The sequence below is a fragment of the Mycobacterium sp. NS-7484 genome (assembly GCF_001953975.1).
Taxonomy (GTDB): Bacteria; Actinomycetota; Actinomycetes; order Mycobacteriales; family Mycobacteriaceae; genus Mycobacterium.
In genome coordinates this window covers 1-20,771 of record NZ_MBEJ01000009.1, presented here as the reverse complement: position 1 = coordinate 20,771, position 20,771 = coordinate 1, and the positions used below count along the sequence as shown (strand labels likewise).

General features: G+C 66.9%; 22 protein-coding genes, 1 tRNA gene and 1 pseudogene. 11 read left to right on the top strand and 13 right to left on the bottom strand.

Annotated elements, in window-relative coordinates; all coding sequences use genetic code 11:
• Position 1: 1 nt before the first annotated feature.
• Positions 2–1,561, bottom strand: coding sequence for a methionine--tRNA ligase (gene metG / locus A5733_RS01825; RefSeq protein ID WP_076238858.1), 1,560 nt, complete (start codon positions 1,559–1,561; stop codon positions 2–4).
• Between the two features lie 24 nt (positions 1,562–1,585).
• Here metG and A5733_RS01820 point away from each other — a divergent pair, with 24 nt between their 5' ends.
• The 3 genes and pseudogenes from A5733_RS01820 to rsmA all read left to right on the top strand — a co-directional run.
• Positions 1,586–2,440: a TatD family hydrolase gene (locus A5733_RS01820; RefSeq protein WP_076238857.1), complete on the top strand. Its 855-nt coding sequence runs from the start codon at positions 1,586–1,588 to the stop codon at positions 2,438–2,440.
• A gap of 96 nt (positions 2,441–2,536) precedes the next feature.
• Positions 2,537–3,664, top strand: coding sequence for a resuscitation-promoting factor (locus A5733_RS01815; RefSeq protein ID WP_076238856.1), 1,128 nt, complete (start codon positions 2,537–2,539; stop codon positions 3,662–3,664).
• A pseudogene (gene rsmA / locus A5733_RS01810) lies at positions 3,661–4,559 on the top strand (16S rRNA (adenine(1518)-N(6)/adenine(1519)-N(6))-dimethyltransferase RsmA); the annotation flags it as partial. The gene A5733_RS01815 and the pseudogene rsmA, both read left to right, overlap by 4 nt.
• Positions 4,560–4,657: 98 nt before the next feature.
• On the opposite strand, the gene A5733_RS01805 reads toward rsmA, so the two are convergent.
• Complete coding sequence (locus A5733_RS01805; RefSeq protein ID WP_076238854.1) at positions 4,658–5,521, bottom strand: serine/threonine-protein kinase; 864 nt, start codon at positions 5,519–5,521, stop codon at positions 4,658–4,660.
• A 55-nt stretch (positions 5,522–5,576) separates the two neighbouring features.
• Here A5733_RS01805 and A5733_RS01800 point away from each other — a divergent pair, with 55 nt between their 5' ends.
• The 4 genes from A5733_RS01800 to A5733_RS01785 all read left to right on the top strand — a co-directional run bounded on the left by A5733_RS01800 (position 5,577) and on the right by A5733_RS01785 (position 9,570).
• On the top strand, positions 5,577–6,545 hold the full coding sequence (locus A5733_RS01800) for a 4-(cytidine 5'-diphospho)-2-C-methyl-D-erythritol kinase (protein ID WP_076238883.1): 969 nt from the start codon (positions 5,577–5,579) through the stop codon (positions 6,543–6,545).
• 463 nt (positions 6,546–7,008) lie between these two features.
• The gene (locus A5733_RS01795) at positions 7,009–8,646 is read left to right on the top strand and encodes a fatty acyl-AMP ligase (protein WP_067776719.1); all 1,638 of its coding nucleotides are present in this window, start codon (positions 7,009–7,011) and stop codon (positions 8,644–8,646) included.
• Positions 8,647–8,833: 187 nt separating this feature from the next.
• Complete coding sequence (locus A5733_RS01790; protein WP_067776723.1) at positions 8,834–9,268, top strand: DUF4189 domain-containing protein; 435 nt, start codon at positions 8,834–8,836, stop codon at positions 9,266–9,268.
• 74 nt (positions 9,269–9,342) lie between these two features.
• The gene (locus A5733_RS01785; RefSeq protein WP_231965857.1) at positions 9,343–9,570 is read left to right on the top strand and encodes a hypothetical protein; all 228 of its coding nucleotides are present in this window, start codon (positions 9,343–9,345) and stop codon (positions 9,568–9,570) included.
• An 81-nt stretch (positions 9,571–9,651) separates the two neighbouring features.
• Here A5733_RS01785 and A5733_RS27395 read toward each other — a convergent pair whose 3' ends face one another.
• Positions 9,652–9,795, bottom strand: a complete 144-nt coding sequence (locus A5733_RS27395) for a hypothetical protein (RefSeq protein WP_158070580.1) — start codon at positions 9,793–9,795, stop codon at positions 9,652–9,654.
• Positions 9,795–10,322: a DUF6611 family protein gene (locus tag A5733_RS01780; protein WP_076238853.1), complete on the bottom strand. Its 528-nt coding sequence runs from the start codon at positions 10,320–10,322 to the stop codon at positions 9,795–9,797. Before A5733_RS01780 ends, A5733_RS27395 begins: the two co-directional genes overlap by 1 nt.
• Before the next feature lie 158 nt (positions 10,323–10,480).
• Here A5733_RS01780 and A5733_RS01775 point away from each other — a divergent pair, with 158 nt between their 5' ends.
• On the top strand, positions 10,481–11,566 hold the full coding sequence (locus tag A5733_RS01775) for a hypothetical protein (RefSeq protein WP_076238852.1): 1,086 nt from the start codon (positions 10,481–10,483) through the stop codon (positions 11,564–11,566).
• A 1-nt stretch (position 11,567) separates the two neighbouring features.
• Here the strand turns inward: A5733_RS01775 and pth are convergent, their stop codons facing one another.
• From pth to A5733_RS01735, 8 genes are all read right to left on the bottom strand, one after another.
• A complete protein-coding gene (gene pth / locus A5733_RS01770) occupies positions 11,568–12,143 on the bottom strand; it encodes an aminoacyl-tRNA hydrolase (RefSeq protein ID WP_076238851.1) in 576 nt (191 codons plus the stop codon).
• 21 nt (positions 12,144–12,164) lie between these two features.
• Positions 12,165–12,815: a 50S ribosomal protein L25/general stress protein Ctc gene (locus A5733_RS01765; protein WP_076238882.1), complete on the bottom strand. Its 651-nt coding sequence runs from the start codon at positions 12,813–12,815 to the stop codon at positions 12,165–12,167.
• A gap of 169 nt (positions 12,816–12,984) precedes the next feature.
• A complete protein-coding gene (locus A5733_RS01760) occupies positions 12,985–13,857 on the bottom strand; it encodes an oxidoreductase (protein ID WP_076238850.1) in 873 nt (290 codons plus the stop codon).
• A gap of 38 nt (positions 13,858–13,895) precedes the next feature.
• Positions 13,896–14,540: an LpqN/LpqT family lipoprotein gene (locus tag A5733_RS01755; RefSeq protein WP_076238849.1), complete on the bottom strand. Its 645-nt coding sequence runs from the start codon at positions 14,538–14,540 to the stop codon at positions 13,896–13,898.
• Entirely contained in the window at positions 14,537–14,875 is a 339-nt protein-coding gene (gene arsC / locus A5733_RS01750) for an arsenate reductase (glutaredoxin) (protein WP_067776744.1), read from the bottom strand. The genes A5733_RS01755 and arsC overlap by 4 nt, the downstream gene beginning before the upstream one ends.
• Positions 14,875–15,855 carry a ribose-phosphate diphosphokinase gene (locus A5733_RS01745; RefSeq protein ID WP_076238848.1) on the bottom strand — a complete coding sequence of 327 codons (981 nt, stop codon included), beginning with the start codon at positions 15,853–15,855 and terminating at the stop codon, positions 14,875–14,877. Before A5733_RS01745 ends, arsC begins: the two co-directional genes overlap by 1 nt.
• A 150-nt stretch (positions 15,856–16,005) precedes the next feature.
• The gene (gene glmU / locus A5733_RS01740) at positions 16,006–17,451 is read right to left on the bottom strand and encodes a bifunctional UDP-N-acetylglucosamine diphosphorylase/glucosamine-1-phosphate N-acetyltransferase GlmU (protein WP_076238847.1); all 1,446 of its coding nucleotides are present in this window, start codon (positions 17,449–17,451) and stop codon (positions 16,006–16,008) included.
• Between the two features lie 155 nt (positions 17,452–17,606).
• Positions 17,607–17,678, bottom strand: a tRNA-Gln gene (locus A5733_RS01735).
• A gap of 85 nt (positions 17,679–17,763) precedes the next feature.
• Here A5733_RS01735 and A5733_RS01730 point away from each other — a divergent pair.
• The 3 genes from A5733_RS01730 to A5733_RS01720 all read left to right on the top strand — a co-directional run bounded on the left by A5733_RS01730 (position 17,764) and on the right by A5733_RS01720 (position 19,207).
• Positions 17,764–18,357, top strand: coding sequence for a TetR/AcrR family transcriptional regulator (locus tag A5733_RS01730; protein WP_067776753.1), 594 nt, complete (start codon positions 17,764–17,766; stop codon positions 18,355–18,357).
• A gap of 84 nt (positions 18,358–18,441) precedes the next feature.
• The gene (locus A5733_RS01725) at positions 18,442–18,891 is read left to right on the top strand and encodes an SRPBCC domain-containing protein (protein ID WP_076238846.1); all 450 of its coding nucleotides are present in this window, start codon (positions 18,442–18,444) and stop codon (positions 18,889–18,891) included.
• The gene (locus A5733_RS01720; RefSeq protein ID WP_076238845.1) at positions 18,884–19,207 is read left to right on the top strand and encodes a metalloregulator ArsR/SmtB family transcription factor; all 324 of its coding nucleotides are present in this window, start codon (positions 18,884–18,886) and stop codon (positions 19,205–19,207) included. The genes A5733_RS01725 and A5733_RS01720 overlap by 8 nt, the downstream gene beginning before the upstream one ends.
• A gap of 6 nt (positions 19,208–19,213) precedes the next feature.
• Here the strand turns inward: A5733_RS01720 and lysA are convergent, their stop codons facing one another.
• On the bottom strand, positions 19,214–20,554 hold the full coding sequence (gene lysA / locus A5733_RS01715) for a diaminopimelate decarboxylase (protein ID WP_076238844.1): 1,341 nt from the start codon (positions 20,552–20,554) through the stop codon (positions 19,214–19,216).
• Between the last annotated feature and the right edge of the window lie 217 nt (positions 20,555–20,771).

The following is a 20,771-nucleotide window of genomic DNA, read 5'->3' as shown; positions in this document are numbered from 1 at the left end:
GTCAGTCCATCTGGTAGCGGGGAAAGACCCCGGTCGGAGCGGGCAATTCGGTACCTGGCTTGAGCCGGGTCCCGATGGAGTCGAAGTCACGGGCGTCGGTCGGCCGGCCGAGCAGATCGAGAAGCTTGGCCGTCGAGTCCGGCATCACGGGCTGCGTCAGCGTCGCCGCGATCCGCACCACCTCCAACGTCGTGTACAGCACCGTACCGAACCGCTGTTGGTCCGCCGGATCCTCCGACTTGCGCAGCACCCACGGTTCCTGCGCCGAGAAGTAGCGGTTCGCCGCACCCAGCACCGACCAGATCGATTCAAGTGCGAGATGCATCGCCGGCACATCGTAGTGGGCGCGCACTTGTTCGAGCAGACCGTCGGCGGCATTCAGCAGCGCGACGTCGTCGTCGTCGAACGTGCCCGGGTCGGGCACCACGCCGTCGAGGTTCTTGGCCACCATCGACAGTGAGCGTTGCGCGAGGTTGCCCAACTCGTTGGCCAGGTCGGCGTTGATCCGGCCGATGATGGCTTCCTCGCTGTAGCTGCCGTCCTGGCCGAAGGACACCTCGCGCAGGAAGAAGTAGCGCACCGGGTCGAGCCCGAAGGTGTCGATGAGCGCGATCGGATCCACCACGTTGCCGACCGACTTGCTCATCTTCTCGCCCTTGACGTTGATGAAGCCGTGCGCGAAGACCCGTTCGGGAAGCGCGATCCCGGCCGACATCAAAAACGCCGGCCAGTACACCGTGTGGAACCGGATGATGTCCTTGCCGATCATGTGCAGCTTCGCCGGCCAATACTTGCCGAAGTCCTCGGACGCCTCGTCCGGAAAGCCCACGCCGGTCAGGTAATTGGTCAGCGCGTCCACCCACACGTACATCACGTGGTCGGGATGGTCGGGCACCGGCACGCCCCAGTCGAACGTAGTCCGCGAGATCGACAGATCCTTCAGCCCGCCGGAGACGAAGCTGACGATCTCGTTGCGGCGCACATCGGGGCCGATGAACTCCGGATGCGCCTGGTAATGCGCCAGCAGCCGCTCGGTGTAGGCCGAGAGCCGGAAGAAGTAGGTCTGCTCCTCGGTCCAGGTGACCGGGGTGCCCGTCTCGATCGCGGTGCGCGTGCCGTCGGCGTTCTCGACGGTCTCGTCCTCGGCGAAGAAACGCTCGTCGCGCACCGAGTACCAACCGGCGTAGGTGCCCAGGTAGATGTCTCCGGCCTCGCTCATGCGACGCCAGATCTCCTTGCACGCCTCGTAGTGGTCGGCGTCGGAGGTGCGGATGAACCGGTCGAAGGAGATGTTGAGCTTCTCCTGCAGCCGCTGGAACACGTCGGAGTTGCGGTTGGCCAGTTCGGCCGCCGCGATGCCCTGGGCCGCCGCGGCCTCGGCCATCTTCTGCCCGTGCACGTCGGTTCCGGTCAGGTAGCGCACATCGAAGCCGTCGAGCCGCTTGAACCGGGCGATCGCATCGGTGGCGATGTACTCGTAGGCGTGCCCGATGTGCGGCGCACCGTTGGGGTAGGCGATGGCCGTGGTGATGTAGTACGGAACGTTGGAAGGCTCACTCATTTGGTCCCACCTTATGGTGTTGCGGTGGGGTCCAAACGCTCAGCCAGGGAGAAGCCGCCAGCCCCGGAGCCGTTGGCTCCGCTGGTCGACGCACACACCCATCTCGACGCCTGCGGCGCGCAGACCGCCGATGACGTCCGCGCGATCGTCGACCGCGCGGCCGCGGTCGGGGTGGGCCAGGTGGTCACGATCGCCGACGACCTGGACTCCGCGCGCTGGGTGACCACGGCCGTCGAGGCCGACGACCGGGTCTACGGCGCGGTGGCGCTGCACCCCACCCGGGCCAATGCGCTCACCGATGCGGCCCGGGTCGAGGTGGAGGCGCTGGCGGCCCATCCGCGGGTGGTCGCGGTCGGGGAGACCGGGATGGACATGTACTGGCCGGGCCGGCTGGAGGGCTGCGCCACACCGGCCGAGCAGCGCGACGCCTTCGCCTGGCACATCGACCTGGCCAAGCGCACCGGCAAGCCGCTGATGATCCACAACCGTGAGGCCGATGCCGAGGTGCTCGACGTACTTCGCGCCGAAGGGCCGCCCGAGACAGTGATCTTCCACTGTTTTTCGTCGGGACCGGAGATGGCCCACACTTGCGTCGACGCCGGCTGGATCCTGAGCCTGTCCGGGACGGTCAGCTTCAAAAACGCCGCTGAGCTGCGGGAAGCCGCGAAGTTGATCCCGCCGGGGCAGCTGCTGGTGGAGACCGACGCGCCGTTTCTGACCCCGCACCCGTTCCGCGGCGCCCCGAACGAGCCGTACTGCCTGCCATACACTGTGCGGGCACTCGCAGAGTTGCTGGACCGGCCCGCCGAGGAGGTCGCGTCCGAGACCGCAGCCACTGCGGCGCGGGTGTACGGACTTAACGGACGCGGCCGCGCCTAGTTGCCGGGCATGGGTCGATTCGTTACCGTCTTGTGATCAAACCCTCAACCGCCGGCGGTGAACCATGCCGTCCGTACCGGGGAGAAACGCTGATATATGGACGTGCTCAACAAACTTCATGAGTCCCGCTCGCCGCTGTTGCGTGGCGTGGTGGGTGCCCTCCTGGTGACGCTCACCGCGGCCGGGGGCTACGCCGTCGGATCGCACAAAACCGTGACGCTGAGCGTCGACGGCGCGCCGATGACGGTAACGACGATGAAGTCCCGAGTGATCGACGTGGTCGAAGAGAACGGATTTTCCGTTGGCGATCGCGACGATCTTTACCCTGCCGGCGACGAGTCCGTGCACCAGTCCGACACCATCGTCCTGCGCCGCAGCCGGCCCCTGCAATTGTCGTTGGACGGTAACGACAGCAAGCAGGTCTGGACCACTGCCTCGACCGTGGACGAGGCCCTGGCGCAGCTGAAGATGACCGACAAGGCTCCCGCTGCGGCGTCGCGCGGCAGCCGGGTGCCGCTGGGTGGGATGGCGCTGCCGGTGGTGAGCGCCAAGACGGTCCATATCGACGACGGCGGTGCGCCCTCGACCGTGCACCTCGCGGCCCCCAACGTGGCCGGTCTGCTCGCCGCGGCGGGCGCCCCGCTGGAGCAGAACGACACCGTGGTGCCGTCGGCATCCGCCCCGGTCACCGAGGGTATGCAGATCCAGGTGACCCGTAAGCGCATCGAGAAGGTGACCGAGCGGATACCGCTGGCCCCGGGCAACAAGCGCATCGAAGACGTCGAGCTCAACATGAGCCGCCAGATCGTCGAGGATCCGGGTGCACCCGGCACCCAGGACGTCACCTACGCCGTGGCGAAGGTGAACGGTGTGGAGACCGGCAGGCTGCCAGTAGCCAATGTCGTAATCACACCGGCTCGTGATGGTGTGCTGCGGGTCGGAGCAAAGCCGGGCACCGAAGTTCCGCCGGTCGCCAACGGCGCTCAATGGGACTCCCTTGCGCAGTGCGAAGCGGGAGGTAATTGGGCCATTAACACTGGTAACGGTTTTTATGGCGGGGTTCAATTCGACCAGAACACCTGGGAGCGACAGGGCGGTCTGCGGTATGCTCCGAGGGCCGATTTGGCGACAAGAGAAGAGCAGATTGCGATTGCTACGGTGACGCAAGCCCGGCAGGGCTGGGGAGCTTGGCCGGTGTGTAGTGGGAGGATTGGGGCGCGCTGACTATTCGACTGCTCGGGCGGACCGAGATACGACGCTTGGCGAAAGAGATCGACTTTCGGCCACGCAAGGCCTTTGGCCAGAATTTTGTTCATGATGCCAACACCGTTCGGCGCATCGTGTCGGCTTCCGGGATCAACCGGAACGACCATGTGCTGGAGGTCGGACCGGGCCTCGGGTCACTGACCTTGCCCCTGCTGGATCGCGGCGCGAAGGTGACCGCGGTCGAGATCGACCCGATCCTGGCCAAGCAACTGCCGGCCACCATCGCCGATCACTCACACAGCGAGATCAACCGGCTCACCGTCATCAACCAGGACGTCCTGACGTTGATGCCGTCCGATCTGGCCGAACAGCCGACCGCGCTCGTGGCGAACCTGCCGTACAACGTGGCCGTGCCGGCGATCCTGCACCTGTTGGCCGAATTCCCGTCGATTCGCACGGTGATGGTCATGGTGCAGGCCGAAGTCGCCGAACGGTTGGCGGCCGAGCCCGGTGGCAAGGACTACGGGGTGCCCAGCGCCAAGGTGCGTTTCTACGGAAACGTGCGCAGGCACGGGATGGTCTCGCCGACGGTGTTCTGGCCGATCCCGCGGGTGTACTCGGGCTTGGTGCGCATCGACCGGTACGAGACGTCGCCGTGGCCGACGGACACCGCGTTCCGCGACGAGGTGTTCAGCCTCATCGACATCGGTTTTGCTCAGCGCCGCAAGACCTCTCGCAATGCGTTCGCCGATTGGGCCGGGTCGGGCAACGAGTCGGCCGAGCGGCTGCTGGCTGCCAGCATCGACCCGTCGCGTCGAGGTGAGACGCTCGGGATCGCCGACTTCGTGCGGCTCCTGCAGCGGGCCAAGGAGGCTGCGGGCGAGGCAGCGGCTCAGGCCGAGGCCGCAGCCCGGCTCGAGGCGACGCAGCTCGAGGCGACCCGGAAGGCCTAGCCTTTAGAGCCCAATGTGAAGAAGATCGCGAGATGTCTCGACAATCTCGCGATCTTCTTCACTTTGGGCGGCCCAACGCCTCGTTGACCAGACCCATGAACTCCGCGCACGAGGCGTGACGTCGATCGGCGTCCTTGGCCAGTGCGGTCGCTACCACCCGGTCGAGCGCCGGCGGAATCCCGTTGCACCGCTGCGATATTCGCGGTGGCCGGCTGTTCATGTGGTGATCGATCATGCCCATCGCGTCGTCGGCGGCAAACGGTGGTGACCCGGTCAGCAGCTCGACGGCGGAGCAGGCCAGCGCGTACTGGTCGGTGGCTCCCGTCGGTGCGCGGCCGGCGAGGAGTTCAGGTGCCGAATAGGGCAGCGACGCCACGACATTCGGGTGCGGGGCGGCGGCCTGACGGGTGATCCGGCGGGCCGGGTCGAGGCTCAGCCGTGAGGTGTTGTGCGCCAGCCGGGCTGCGACGTCCTCGGCCATCGAATGCGCCACCCCGAAATCGATCAGCACGGCCCGCGAAAACGGCTGATCCACAATGATGTTCGCCGGTTTGACGTCGCAGTGCACGATTCCGCGCCGGTGCGCATGGTCGAGCGCGCCGGCGATCTGGGTCAGGGCGGTGAGCCGCTCGGAAACGCCCGGCAGGCTGTTCACCGTGCCGCCGTCGAGCAGCTCGGCGGCCAGCCAGCCCGGGCCCGCCGCGTACACCGTGACGATGTTGGGGTGGTCGAGCCTGCGGGCGAAGTCGAAGACCCGCTGCAGCCGGGCCAGGTGGTCGGGGCTGCGGTGCTGATCGTCGAGAACCTTCAGCGCGACGGTGTGCCCGTCGGGGGTTCTCGCCCGGTACACCACGGCCGACCCGCCGCGGCCGATGACTTCCGCCGCGGCGTATCCGGCGACGATCACCTCGGGAGAGGGCATCGTCTCAGCTTAAGTTCACCGACAACGACCGGTGGGCGGCGATAGTGTCGTGGCCGTGTCAGCATCCGACGGCAGTACCGCCTCCGAATGGGTCCCCACCGGTTCGGTCAGCGTGCGTGTCCCCGGCAAGGTGAACCTGTACCTGGCCGTCGGCGATGTGCGCGACGACGGCTACCACGACCTCACCACGGTGTTCCACGCCGTGTCGCTGCTCGACGAGGTGACCGTGCGCAACGCCGACGTGCTGTCTTTGACCGTGACGGGGGAGGGCGTGGAGTCGGTGCCCACCGACGAGCGCAACCTGGCGTGGCGGGCCGCCGAACTGATGGCCGAACACGTGGGCCGTGCCCCGGACGTGGCGATCAGCATCGAGAAGTCGATCCCGGTGGCCGGGGGCATGGCCGGCGGCAGTGCCGACGCGGCGGCGGTGCTGGTGGCGATGAACACGCTGTGGGAGCTCGGGGTGCCCCGGCGCGATCTGCACGCGCTGGCCGCCCAGCTGGGCAGCGATGTGCCGTTCGCGCTGCACGGCGGCACGGCGCTGGGCACCGGCCGTGGCGAAGAATTGGCCACCGTGCTGGCCCGCAACACCTTCCACTGGGTGCTGGCGTTCGCGCACCGGGGGTTGTCCACGCCCAAGGTGTTCGGCGAGTTGGACCGGCTGCGTGCGGACACCTCGACCGGCGGACCGCCACGGGTCGAGGAACCAGAACCGGTGCTGGCGGCGCTGGCTTCCGGTGACCCGGCCGAACTCGCCGCCCTGCTGGGCAATGACCTGCAGCCGGCCGCATTGAGCCTGTATCCCGATCTGCGCCGGACCCTGCGGGCCGGGGTGGAGGCCGGCGCACTGGCGGGCATCGTGTCCGGATCGGGACCGACGTGTGCGTTCCTGTGCCCGTCGTCGACCGCCGCGGTGGATGTCGGGGCGCAACTGGCCGGGGCCGGGGTGTGCCGGACGGTGCGGGTGGCCAGCGGGCCGGTCAGCGGTGCCCGCGTGGTTCCGGCGCCGACGCCGTCGGTGTAGGTGTGCGCCGGTTGCGGTGTTGCCGGGGAGGTGCCGGTTCCGTGCCGGTTGCGGTGCCGTTTTCGACGCCAGGGCGGTCAACGGCGAATCCGAGCGACCGCTGAGTAGAAAACGACGCGACCCGCAGCGCCGCGACCTATGCCGCGAGGACCCGACTGTGACGCAGGCCTCAATTACGGCGAGGGTTTGGCCAGTTACTTAAGGGTCTCTTAAGATGATCGACGGTGAATGCTAGCGGTTTCGCATCGGATGCGACTTATGCGCCCGGCACCCGTGATCACGGGCGGTCGCACACCCGCGTACCCGGACCTGCGGCATCACCGAATCGAGACATAACTGCTGCCCAATCGTGTGTGCGCGCCTACTCACAAGCGTTACACAGCGGGCGGAGCATGGAGAACCGGGCATCAGCACCGGGCGTAGCGCCGTCGGTGTCAGTGCCGCGGAAGCCAAGGAGGTCGTCGTGAGCAGATTCACCGAGAAAATGTTCCGCAATGCTCAGGAGAGCACGCGCGGCATGGTGACCGGCGAACCGCACGAGCCGGTTCGCCACACCTGGGGTGAAGTTCACGAGCGGGCCCGGCGCATCGCCGGCGGCCTGGCCGCCGCGGGTATCGGCCACGGTGACGCCGTGGGCGTGCTGGCCGGTTTCCCGGTGGAGATCGCCCCGACCGCCCAGGGCGTGTGGATGCGCGGCGCGAGCCTGACGATGCTGCACCAGCCGACCCCGCGTACCGACCTGGCGGTGTGGGCCGAGGACACCATGAACGTGATCGGCATGATCGAGGCCGACGCGGTCATCGTCTCCGAGCCGTTCCTGGTCGCGATCCCAGTGCTCGAAGAAAAGGGCATCAAGGTGCTCAAGGTGGTCGACCTGCTGGCCGCCGACCCGATCGACCCGGTGGAGACCGGCGAGGACGATCTGGCGCTCATGCAGCTGACCTCCGGCTCGACCGGATCGCCCAAGGCCGTGCAGATCACCCACCGCAACATCCACTCCAATGCCGAGGCGATGTTCATCGGCGCGGAGTACGACGTCGACAAGGACGTCATGGTGAGCTGGCTGCCCTGCTTCCACGACATGGGCATGGTCGGCTTCCTGACCATCCCGATGTATTTCGGCGCCGAGCTCGTCAAGGTCACGCCGATGGACTTCCTGCGCGATACGTTGCTGTGGGCCAAGCTCATCGACAAGTACAAGGGCACGATGACGGCGGCGCCCAACTTCGCCTACGCGCTGTTCGCCAAGCGGCTGCGCCGCCAGGCCAAGCCGGGTGAGTACGACCTGTCCACGCTGCGGTTCGCGCTGTCGGGTGCCGAGCCCGTCGAGCCGGCCGACGTCGAAGATCTGATCGACGCCGGTAAACCGTTCGGGCTCAAGCCCTCGGCGATCCTGCCGGCCTACGGCATGGCCGAAACGTGTCTGGCGGTGTCGTTCTCGCCGTGCAACGCCGGCCTGGTGGTCGACGAGGTCGACGCCGACCTGCTGGCCGCGCTGCGCCGCGCCGTACCCGCCACCAAGGGCAACACCAAGCGGCTGGCGTCCCTGGGGCCGCTGCTGCGCGACCTGGAGGCCCGCGTCGTCGACGAGAACGGTGAGGTCATGCAGCCTCGCGGCGTCGGCGTCATCGAACTGCGCGGGGAGTCGCTGACGCCCGGCTACATCACCATGGGCGGTTTCCTGCCGGCCCAGGACGAGCACGGCTGGTATGACACCGGCGATCTCGGTTACATCACCGAGGAGGGCAACGTCGTGGTGTGCGGTCGCGTCAAGGACGTGATCATCATGGCCGGACGCAACATCTACCCGACCGACATCGAACGTGCGGCCGGCCGCGTCGAGGGCGTACGCCCCGGCTGCGCCGTCGCGGTGCGGCTGGATGCCGGGCACTCACGCGAAACCTTCGCTGTCGCAGTCGAATCCAACGCCTGGCAGGATCCCGCCGAGGTGCGTCGCATCGAGCACCAGGTGGCGCACGAGGTGGTCTCCGAGGTCGACATGCGTCCGCGCAACGTCGTCGTGCTGGGGCCCGGCAGTATCCCGAAGACGCCGTCGGGCAAGCTGCGTCGCGCCAATTCGGTCTCGCTCGTCACCGGCTAGCCCGCCCCTTTCGCACCGCGAGCGTGCGCGTCTGCGGCGCGACACGCCGCAATTTGCCAGCTGTTCACGCACAGTCACGCGGGGCGCCATTTCATTCGGAAATGACACCCCGTCATCGTTGGACCGCAAGCGAACTGGGCTTCTCCTGTGTATTCTGACGCCGAACTACTTCTAGGAGAGGACCGGAATGGTCAATACCCGATGGCTTTCGGCGATCCTCGGAGCGGGCGTTATCGCCGCGGGGATCTCTGCGGGCACCGCATGGGCGGGTGGCCCGGGTGGATATGTGGAAGGCGACCCCGAAGATATCTTCGCGGCCGTGGGCACCGGTGAATTCGAAGGCACCCTGGCAGGTTTCACAGCCACGGGGGACACCGCCGAAGAGGCCTCGTCGGCAGTCATCGCGGCGTGCACAAACGCCGGCGGTCTGGACTGCACGGCCGATGAGGTGACCAACGACAACCTCTGCATCGTGTCTGTCGCCAGCGACAGCAACTGGGCTGTGGCCGGTGGCGCAGGGCCCACCGTGGAAGCCGCGCGCCAGGATGCGTTCAACCGGGCAGCGGCGAACAACACCCCGCTCGATGCGGATTCTCCCGTTGTCGTATCGGCCTGCCCCTGATGAGCGAGCGGATGCCAGCGCGTTTCGCGCATGACCACTCTGGTATCGCGGTCGTAGCCCGGAAAGGGAAGGACATGATGACAGGTCGCGGGAAGTTTGCCTTCGTGATGGCGGGTCTGGCGGCAGTGTCGGTGATTTCGGCGCCGATGGCGTCCGCTCGACCGACCTGCCAGGACACGGCCACCAAGACCATCTGCACCACCAACGGCAGCACGTCGATCAAGGCGCGCCCCGGCACGACGGCTCCGCCGGCCAACATTCCGGTCATCCCGTGGCTGGGCATGCCCGGCGGTCGTCGCTGACACAACCAGTTTCACTTCACAGCGCCGCGAGCGTGCGTGTCTGCTCTGACATGCGCGCTCGCGGAGGCGTTTTGGGCACCTTCACCGCGATGACGGCAGCCGCGGCTCGGTCGTCGTTTCGGCGGCATCGGCAATGCGGTTCTGGCGGATCACATACCAGCGCAACGACAACAGGATTGCCGCCGGGACACTCATCATCGACAACACCTCGAGTAGGTCTGACATCAGCCGGCCTGCCGGGCCTCGGCGTTGCCATTCGTCTGTAGATCGTTGTAGACCTCCCACCAGATCAGCTCGTGGTCCACCCGGGTGATCTCGCCACGGTCGCGGTCCTCGTCGGCCCGCAGGAGTATTGCGGCCAGCGCGATCAACCGATTTCGTGCCATCCGTGACTGCGGATCGTCGTCGCCGACCAGCACTGTCACGCAAAGTGTCTGGACCCGGTGGTACGCACCGCCCGACAGGCCGAGGGCGACGAGCCCGGTGGCGACGAATACCGCGGTGGAAACGCCGAAGGCCGCCCACGGCGATATCTCGCCGATCAGCCACAGTTGGCACAACAACCACAGCAGCATCCCCCACAGCGGCCAACCGCGGGCCAGCCGCACCAGCCGGCGCTCGGGCACGCTCAGGCCCGGCGGGTACACCACCAGGTGGTAGTACGTCGCACCCCAGCGACCGGGCTTGACCTGGAGACAGCCCCACTCGCGTGACCCGTCGAGCAGTGGAGCCAATAGTCGGATGCGGTCCATATCTCGGGTGTACCGGCCCGATGTGGGCCGCGGGTGCATCCGAACGGTTTCTTTACGGCGATCGCGGCGATCCTTACGACAGCCGGCCGGCACCGTTGCAATCAGCCTGAATGCAATGCCCGACTCGAGTGAGCCTGTGGCACTAGGGTTCAGCGGCGATGGCGACGCAGGACGGTGAGTTTCGGTTGTGGGCGTTCGGTGACGCGCACGTCGGTACGGACAAACAGTTCGGCCGGCACAGTCTGGCCGAGGCCATCCGTCAGTCGGAATTCGGTGGTGCGCACGGCGGGCCGCCGTTCGACTGGGACATTGCCGTGGACGTCGGAGACATGTCCGGTGCGCACCACAGCCTGCCCGACGATGCCGAGGGGCAGGAGGTCCGGCGGCAACTGTCGGTGATGCGTAAACACCGGCGTGAAGACGTGTACTCGGTGTGCGGTAACCACGACCGCAGCGGGCTTTCCGAACCGGATGCGTGGTGGTGGCAGAAATGGATCGACCCGCTCGGTGAGCACACCCCGTATTCCGGCGTCGACGCCACATCCCGCCGGTATCCGGTGACCGGGACGTGGGAACGGTATTCGTTCCGCGTCGGTAACGTGCTGTTCCTCATGCTCAGTGACCGCAACGAGCCGTCGCAGACGGTGGGTCGCGGCACCCTCGGCGGCAACCCCGGCGGGGTGGTCTCCGAGGACACATTTCGGTGGTGGGCGAACATGGTTGAGCAGAACCACGATTCGATCATCATCACGGTGCACCACTACGTCCTCAAGGACACCACGGTGGCATCAGGGGAGTGGGAGGGGGTGCGTCGGGATTCGGAAGGGAGGCTGCATGAGCACTACCACCGGCCCTTCCTGGAGGGGACGCCGCAGGGCGCGTCGTACCTGTACTGGGTCGGCGGCAAGCCTGATTCCGGGGCGTTCGAGCGGTACCTCACCGACCATCCGGGCGCGGTCGCGCTGTGGTTGGCCGGCCACACCCACACTCACCCCGACGACAACCACGGCGGCAAGACGCATATCGAGCAGGCTTGGGGCGGAACCTATTTCATGAATGTGGCGTCACTGAGTCGCCATCACATGCCGATCACGACCCTGCCGATCAGTCGGCTGCTCACGTTCAGTCCCGGTAGTCGTGAGGTACGGGTGCAGTGCTATCTCCACACCGACCAATATGCGCCGCAGGGGTGGTATCCCGACGCCGAACGCACGCTGGTCCTCGACCGGCCGTTCGAGTGGTGAATCACCAGGCGTGCACGGTGTTCTGGGCCGGCTCCAGGCCTTGGGCGATCAGCAGCTCGGTGGCGTCGGCGGCCTGCTCGCAGATCGTGGGTAACTCGGCGCGCTCGGCGGCGGTGAAGGCCTCCAGCACGAAGGCGGCGGGATCCTTGCGGCCCGGCGGGCGTCCTACCCCGATGCGGACCCGCTGAAAGTCCTTGCTGCCCAACGCTGATGCCACCGAGCGCAGTCCGTTGTGACCGCCTTCGCCGCCACCGACCTTGAGCCGGACGCGACCGAAGTCGATGTCGAGCTCGTCATGGATCACCACGATGCGGCCGGGCGGCACGGAGTAGAACTTGGCCAACGGGCCGACCTGACGACCGGATTCGTTCATGTAGCACCGCGGTTTGGCCAACACCACCGGGCTTCCGGCGAGCCGGCCGGTGATCACCTCGGCACCGGATTTCTTGTGCACCTTGAAGGCCGAGCCGATGCGGGCGGCCAGTACATCGGCCACCATGAACCCGACGTTGTGCCGGGTCTTGGCGTAGGCGGGCCCGGGATTCCCCAGGCCCACCACCAGCAGCGGCTCGGCCATCAGTGCAGATGCCCTACGGCGTTATTCGGCCGACTCTTCGGCAACCTCGGCGGCCGGCTCCTCAGCCGGGGCCTCGGCGGTCTCGCCGGCACCCTCGGACTCCAGCTCCTCGGCACTCGGGGCCTCGACGACGTTGACCACGAGCAGCTCGGGATCCGACACCAGCGAAACACCGGCGGGCAGCTCGATCTGGCCGGCCAGAACCTGGGTGCCGGCCTCGACGCCCTCGACCGACACGGTCAGGTGCTCTGGGATCGACAGGGCCTCGGCCTCGATCTCGATGGTGTTGGTGTCCTGGGTGACCAGGGTGCCCGGGGCGGCGTCGCCCTCGACGGTGACAGTGACCTCGACGGTGACCTTCTCGCCGCGGCGCACGACGAGCAGGTCGGCGTGCTGGATGTTGCGGCGGATCGGGTGGATGTCCAGCGCCTTGGTCAGGGCCAGCTGCTCGGTGCCTTCGATGTCGAGGGTGAGCACGGCGTTGGTGCCCGAGTGGCGCAGCACCGCGGCGAACTCGCGGGCGTTGAGCTCGAGGTGCTGGGGCTCGGTGCCGTGGCCGTACAGCACGGTGGGCACCTTGCCGTCACGACGGGCCTGGCGCGAGGCGCCCTTGCCGGTGCGGGTGCGCACGGAAGCGGTCAGCTTGTTGGGGGCGGGGGCGCTTTTGGCCATGGTCTTGCTCCTCTGTTTGCGGTACTGCGGTCGAATCGTCAGCACGGCAAAGGGCACAACACCTGGAGAAGTTCTCGCCGATAACGGTGGTCCAGAAGGTCCACCCTCGCCGTGACGCCAGGTCAGGGTAGCAAACGCGATGCTTCCGGCAAAAATCGCGCGGGCGGAGCTACAGCGGATAGGTGGTCTTGGTGAGCTGCTCGGACAGCTCCCACAGCGCCTTTTGGGTGGCCACGTTGCGGGCCAGCGGGCTGCGTCCGCCGGGTTGGCTGGGGCCGAACTGGCCGAACCGCGGCCCGATGAAGCTGTCGCCGGGCACGTCCTGGGAGACCGCGTACAGCGTCTGCCGGGCCCCGAACGAGGCGTCGGTGGCGAACACGCGGTTGGCGGTGGCCATCATCCGAGCGCCGAGCTTGTTGCCGGTCTGGCCCTGCAGGTTGGTGGCCGAGTAGCCGGGGTGCGCGGCCACCGCACGGACCTGCGAGCCCGACGCCGTCAGCCGTCGCTGCAACTCGGAGGTGAACATCAGGTTGGCCAGCTTGGACTGCCCGTAAGCCAGCCACGCCGAGTACGGACGCGACTTCCAGTTCAGATCGCGCAGGCTGATCTTGCCGATCCAGTGCATCAACGACGACACCGTCACCACCCGGTCGGTGACCTTGGGCAGCAGCAGGTTGGTCAGGGCGAAGTGGCCCAGGTGGTTGGTGCCGATCTGGCTCTCGAAGCCGTCGACGGTGCGACTGAGCGGGACGGCCATGATGCCGGCATTGTTGACCAGTACGTCGACGCTCTCGACGGTGTCGGCGAACTCGTGCACCGAGGCCAGGTCCTGCAGGTCGAGCTTGCGTACCTCGACCTGCCCGCCCGTCATCGTCTCGGCGGCTGCCGTGCCTTTCTCCAGATTGCGCACTGCGACGGTGACCTTGGCGCCCGCCCTGGCGAGCTCACGGGCGGTGACGAGGCCCAGCCCGCTGTTGGCGCCGGTGACGATCACCCGGCGGCCGCGAAACGAGGGCAGGTCGGCGCTGGTCCATCCACTCATGCCGCTACCTTAGGCCAGCCCGCACACGGCCGGCACGGTCACTTTTTCGCGACGTCGAAACCGCTGATGATCGATTCGATGTCGGGCCCTTGCGCCGCAGCCTCGTCGGCGTAGGTCGTGATCGTCAGCTGGATGAGGTAGCGCTGCGGCGGTTGCAGTCCGTCGTCGGGGATGACGATGCGGTTGTAGGTCTGCATGCGCCTGCCGTTGAGGTCGTAGCTGCCCTCGATCATCGCCGAGGGGAAGCCTTTCCAATCGGCGTGGGAGGCGTTGAGCTGCTTGAAGTTTTCCGATAGCTGCGCATCGGCGTAGCCGTGTTCTTCCAGCGCCTTGGGCACGTCGAAATCGCCGTGCAATTTGAAGGCCAGCAGCATCGAGGTCGGATAGGTGTCGCCCTTGGCGATCATCCGGGTGCCCGGGGCCAGGTTCGGGTTGTTGTAGGGCTGCCATCCCGGCGGGGTGGGCATGGTGACGTTCAGATGCGGGATCTTCTCGGGTGCGACGGGTTCGCCGACGACACCGGAGTCCTCCAGGTACTGCCACAGCGGCACCGGTTGGTTTTCTGCATCGGGGGGCGCACTGGTCGAACTCGTCGTCCAGATCGACTGGTAGTCCGGGGTTTTCGCGCCACAGCCGGTGAGTAGGACCGCCAGGGCACCGGCCGTGGCAAGCAGCCGTTTCACAGAATCTCGCGCACCGAATCGATCGGTCGGGCCAGCCGGGTGCCCTTGTCGGTGACGACGAAGGGCCGCTCGATCAGGATCGGGTGCTCGGCCATCGCATCGAGCAGTTCCTCGTCGGAGGCGTCGGCCAAATTCAGTTCGGTGTAGAGCGATTCGCGTTTGCGCACCGCGGTCCGTACGTCGATACCGGCGTCGGCGATCAACTTCTTGATCTCGTCACGCGTCGGCGGCGTCTTGAGGTACTGCACCACCTCAGGCTCGATCCCGTTCTCGCGCAACAGATCCAGCGTCTTGCGGGAGGTCGAGCACTTGGGGTTGTGAAGAATACGCGCCATTAGGCGGACCCGTCGAACAGTCCGGTGACCGAACCGTTTTCGAACACCGCCCGGATCGTCGAGGCCAGCAGCGGCGCGATGGACAGCACGGTCAACTGCGGGAACTGCTTGTCCTCGGTGATCGGCAGCGTGTTGGTGACGATCACCTCGCGGGCGCCACACTCGGCCAGACGCTGGGCGGCCGGGTCGGACAGGACGCCGTGGGTCGCGGCGATCACCACATCCTTGGCGCCGTCCTGCTTGAGCAGTTTGACCGCGCCGGCGATGGTGCCGCCGGTGTCGATCATGTCGTCGGTCAGGATGCAGGTCTTGCCCTTGACGTCACCCACCACGCGGTTGGACACCACCTGGTTGGGCACCAGCGGGTCGCGGGTCTTGTGGATGAAGGCCAGTGGGACACCGCCGAGGGAGTCGGCCCATTTCTCGGCGACGCGTACGCGGCCGGAGTCGGGGGAGACCACCACCATGTCCGAGCCGGCGTAGTTCTCACCGATGTAGCCGCACAGCAGCGACTGGCCCCGCATGTGGTCGACGGGGCCGTCGAAGAAGCCCTGGATCTGGTCGGTGTGCAGGTCCACCGAGACGATGCGGTCGGCACCCGCGGTCTTGAGCAGGTCGGCGACCAGACGCGCCGAGATCGGCTCGCGGCCGCGGTGCTTCTTGTCCTGACGCGCGTAGGGGTAGAACGGCAGGATCGCGGTGATCCGCTTGGCGCTACCTCGCTTGAGCGCGTCGATCATGATGAGCTGTTCCATCAACCACTGGTTCAGCGGGGCCGGGTGGCTCTGCAGCACGAAGGCGTCGCAGCCGCGCACCGACTCGTCGAACCGGACGAAGATCTCGCCGTTGGCAAAGTCCCGGGCGGTCTGCGCGGTGACCTCGGTGCCGAGTTCTTTGGCCACCTGCTCCGCCAACTCAGGGTGCGCACGCCCCGAGAACAGCATCAAGTTTTTTCGATTGTCGGTCCAGTCCGTGGCCACTTGGCTGCCTTCGCGGTTGGGGATCGATACGGAGCAATCGTACGTAGCGTTTCTGGTTGTGCGTAGTCGGGTTACCAGATTGCCAACACTTGCGATCGTCAACGCTGAAGATTGAGGCCACGTGGTAGCCACAATCTTCAGCACAACAGGTCAGTCGGTCTCGCCGCGCGCTTTGCGTGCCGCTTCGGCTGCGGCAGAGCCCGGACGCTTGCGCTCCACCCAACCCTCGATCGTGCGCTGCGCATTGTCCGAGACCGCCAACGCCCCCGGTGGCACGTCATCACGCAGCACCGTGCCGGCACCGGTGTAGGCGCCGTCACCGACCGAGACCGGGGCGATGAACATGGTGTCGGAGCCGGTCCGCACATGGGACCCGATCGTGGTGCGGTGTTTGTTCTCGCCGTCGTAGTTGACGAACACGCTCGACGCCCCGATGTTGCTGTGCTCGCCGATATCGGCATCCCCGACATAGGTCAGGTGCGGCACTTTGGTGCCGGTGCCGATCGTGGAGTTCTTGGTCTCGACGAAGGCACCGAGCTTGCCGTCGGCCCCGAGGATGGTGCCCGGCCGCAGGTAGGTGAACGGGCCGACGGTGGCGCCGGCCCCGATCACCGCGAGCTGAGCGTGGGTGCGCACCACCGACGCGCCGTCACCCACCTCGACGTCGGTCAGCGTGCAGTCCGGACCGATCTCGCAGCCCGCGCCGATCTCGGTCGTGCCGAGCAGTTGGGTTCCGGGGCGCACGACGGTGTCGCGCCCGATGGTCACGTCGACGTCGATCCAGGTGGTGGCCGGGTCGATGACCGTCACGCCGGCCCGTTGATGGCGGGCCACGATGCGGCGGTTGAGTTCGGCGCCGAGGTCGGCGAGCTGGACGCGGTCGTTGACGCCGGCCACCAGCGCGCTGTCGTCGACATGCATGGCCCGCACGGTGCGGCCGTCCTGGCGCACGATTGCGATGACGTCGGTCAGGTACAGCTCCTGCTGGGCGTTGTTCGAGCTCAACCGGCTCAACGCCGAGCGCAGGTCGGCGATGTCGAAGGCATAGACCCCGGCGTTGACTTCGCGGATGGCCCGCTGCGAGTCAGTGGCGTCGGCCTGCTCGACGATGCCGATGACTTCGTTGTCCTGCGTGCGCAGGATGCGGCCGTATCCGGTCGGGTCGGGCACCGTCGTGGTGACGATGGTGACAGCGGCGGTTTCCGCGCTGTGGGTGTCGATCAGCCCGGCCAGCGTGTCGGTGTCGAGCAGCGGGACGTCGCCCGAGGTGACCACGACCGTGCCGGTGAACTCGTCAGGCAGCGCGCTCAGCCCGCAGGCCACCGCATGGCCGGTGCCGAGCTGCTGGTCCTGGATCGCGACGTCGATGGTGCGGCCCAACTTGCCGGCAAGCTCGTCGACCGCGGGGGCGATGCGCTCCCGATCATGGCCGAGGACGACCACCAGGTGGCGGGCGGTGGCGTTGGCCACGGTGTGAACGGCGTGGCTGAGCATGCTGCGGCCGCCCAATGTATGCAGCACCTTGGGGGTGTCCGAGCGCATTCGGGTTCCGGCACCTGCCGCCAGTACGACGACTGCGGCCTCGGTGGTCGACACGGGGGTTCCCCTCTCTCCGCGAGCGTGCGTGTCTGCTCGAGACACGCCGTCGCAAGCGCGCATCGTGTGCACGCTGGGCGACGACAATTGCCCTCACGCTGTCGGGTCGCTCGGCAAGCCTCGCTCCGTGCTGCCGGGTCGCTCCGCAAGCCTCGCTCCGTCGCCAGGACTCGAACCTGAACTATCTGAACCAAAATCAGAGGTGCTGCCGATTACACCACGACGGAATGTTCGGGAGAGACTCTAGTCGAACGGTCTAGCCTGATATGCGTGGCAGCACCCGAGAAGGAAGTTCGGGCCCCTCGAGCCCGGATGACCGGCAGTGAACGGCGACAGCAGCTGATCGAGATCGCCAAGTCGTTGTTCGCCGAACGGGGCTATGAGGGCACCTCGATCGAAGAGATCGCCCAGCGCGCCAGTGTCTCCAAACCCGTGGTCTACGAGCACTTCGGCGGCAAAGAAGGCCTGTACGCCGTCGTCGTCGACCGGGAGATGTCGGCGCTGCTGGACGGGATCACCTCGTCGCTGACCAACAACCGGTCGCGGGTGCGGGTCGAGCGGGTGGCGCTGGCGCTGCTGACCTATGTCGAGGAACACACCGACGGCTTCCGCATCCTGATCCGGGATTCGCCGGCCGCCATCACCTCGGGCACCTATGCGACGCTGCTCAACGACGCGGTCAACCAGGTGTCCTCGATCCTGGCCGGCGACTTTTCCCGCCGCGGCCTCGATCCCGACCTGGCGCCGCTGTACGCCCAGGCCCTGGTCGGGTCGGTGTCGATGACCGCGCAGTGGTGGCTCGACGTGCGCGAGCCCAAGAAGGAAGTGGTGGCTGCGCACGTGGTCAACCTGGCCTGGAACGGGCTGACGCACCTGGAATCCGATCCGGTGCTGCACGAGGAGTAGAACTATTGCAACCATAGGGTTGCAGTAACGGGCCCTCATGTGCAACTCTGGGGTTGCAGTAATCCGGCCCGAGAGGAACCCGACATGACCACCGACTACGACCGCATCGAACGTGAGATCACCATCGACGCACCGGCGCAACGAGTCTGGGATCTGGTGAGCGAACCCGGTTGGTACATCAACGACGAGCAGATCGCCGAGCATCAGATCGATCGTGACGGCGACATCGCCATCGTCACCGACCCCACCCACGGGAAGTTCGCGTTGCGGACTGTCGCGCTCGATGCGCCGCGCTATGCGGCCTTCCGGTGGTACGTCGACGCCGACGACCTGGGCAGCTCCTCCACCCTTGTCGAATTCTGGATCACCCCGGCGCAATCCGGTGTGGTGCTGCGTGTTGTCGAGAGCGGTTTCGCCTCGCTCGACGAGCCTGAGGCTGACCGCCGTTCCCGGTTCGACGATCACTGTGGCGGCTGGGCGATCGAGCTCGGACTCGCCCGCGAGTACCTGGTGGGGGCTGCCGCCGATGCCTGAAAATGCTTCGCCTGTACAGGTTTTCGCGGCACTTGCCGACGACAGCCGATGGCAGGTCCTGGTGGCGCTCGGGCGTCGGCCCGCGTCGGCCTCGGCGCTGGCCGAGGAGCTTCCGATCAGCCGCCAGGCCATCGCGAAACACCTGAAGGTGCTCACCGATGTCGGCCTGGTGGTAGCCACGCGGGTGGGGCGCGAGGTGAAGTACGAGGCGGTGGGGGCTCGGCTCAGTGAGGTGGCGCGACGGCTCGACGGTATCGCGGCGGGTTGGGAACGCCGCCTGGCCCGGATCAAGGATGTTGCCGAGCGCGACGGCTGACGGCGCTCATCCCTGGTCCCGCGACAGCAGATCGGCCGTCGTCTCCCGTCGTACCAACAGCCGCGAGGCCCCGTCGCGGACTGCTACCACCGGTGGGCGGCCCACCATGTTGTAGGTCGAGGCCATGCTGTGTTGATAGGCCCCGGTGCAAGCCACGGCCAACAGGTCGCCGGCGTGGATGTCGGCGGGCAGTTCTACATCGCGCACGATCTCGTCGCCGGCCTCGCAATGCCTACCGACTACCGTGGCTACCATGGATGGCCCGAGCGGGTGTCGATTGGCCAGGGCGACAGTGTATTTCGCGTCGTAGAGCGCGACTCGAGGGTTGTCGCTCATGCCGCCGTCCACCGCGACGAAGGTGCGCCCGTCGGGCTGGGCCTTCACTCCGTGCACCCGGTACAGCGTCACACCGGCCCGGGCGCTGATGGCCCGTCCGGGTTCGACGACCAGCCGCGGGCGGGGAAACCTCTCGGCTGCACATGCCGTGGTCAGGGCATCGTCGACGACGTTGGCGAACGCCGTGATGTCGAGGGCCGCGTCACCGCGCACATACGGGACCCCATGTCCGCCACCGATGTTGAGCTCCGTGAGCAGCACGCCGTGTTCGGCGCGGATGTCGGCCATCACGCCGATCAGCCGGTGCACGGCCTCGCCATACGGCGCGGGATCGGTGATCTGCGAACCGATATGGCAGTGCAGGCCAATCAGGTCGAGGTTCGGTGTGGCCAGGATGCGGGCGGCAGCGCGGGCGGCCCGTCGATCGGCCAGTGCGAAGCCGAACTTCTGGTCGGTCACACCGGTGGTGACGGCACGGTGCCCACAGATGTCGATGTCCGGGGTGACCCGGATCAGCACCGGCTGCGGCCGACGCACCAGCCCGGCCAGGTAGGTGATCTCCATCGGTGAGTCGATGACGATCCGGCCCACCCCGACGTCGATCGCGTCGCGCAGTTCGTCGCAGGATTTGGCGTTGCCGTGCAGCACGATCCGCGCCGGGTCGACCCCGCCGGCCAGTGCCGTCGCCAACTCACCCGCCGAGCACACGTCGACGCCCAGTCCTTCTTCAGCAGCCCATCGGGCGACTGCCGTCGTCAACAGCGACTTACCGGCGTACACCACCTGTGCCTGGCCCAGGGCGGCCCGGTAGCGGCGGGCGCGAGTGCGGAAATCGGTCTCATCCAGCACATAGGCCGGCGTGCGGTACTGATCGGCGATATCGGTCAGGGCCACCCGGCCGACGGTGATCCGGCCGAGTTCGTCGACGCCGGTGGTGAGCGGCCAGATGTTGGGGTCGAGTCGTGGTCGGGTGGTCGCTCGCAGTGACGGCAGGATGTCCAGCAATGTCATGATTTCACCGTCCGCGCCGGCGGCCCCGGCGTCATCGGTCTTGACAGTTCCTTGACGCCGATGGGGCCGATCCTGACGAGGTCCAGTTACTTCGGTGCGGCCTCACGAGCCTGGCGTTTGTTCTCAGCGGTGAGATAGCAGTGTCGGCTCCGGTCGAAAAGTGAGCAGGTAGTTCCGGTTGAAAAGTGAGCACCCTTCGATTGGAGAGTGATCACTG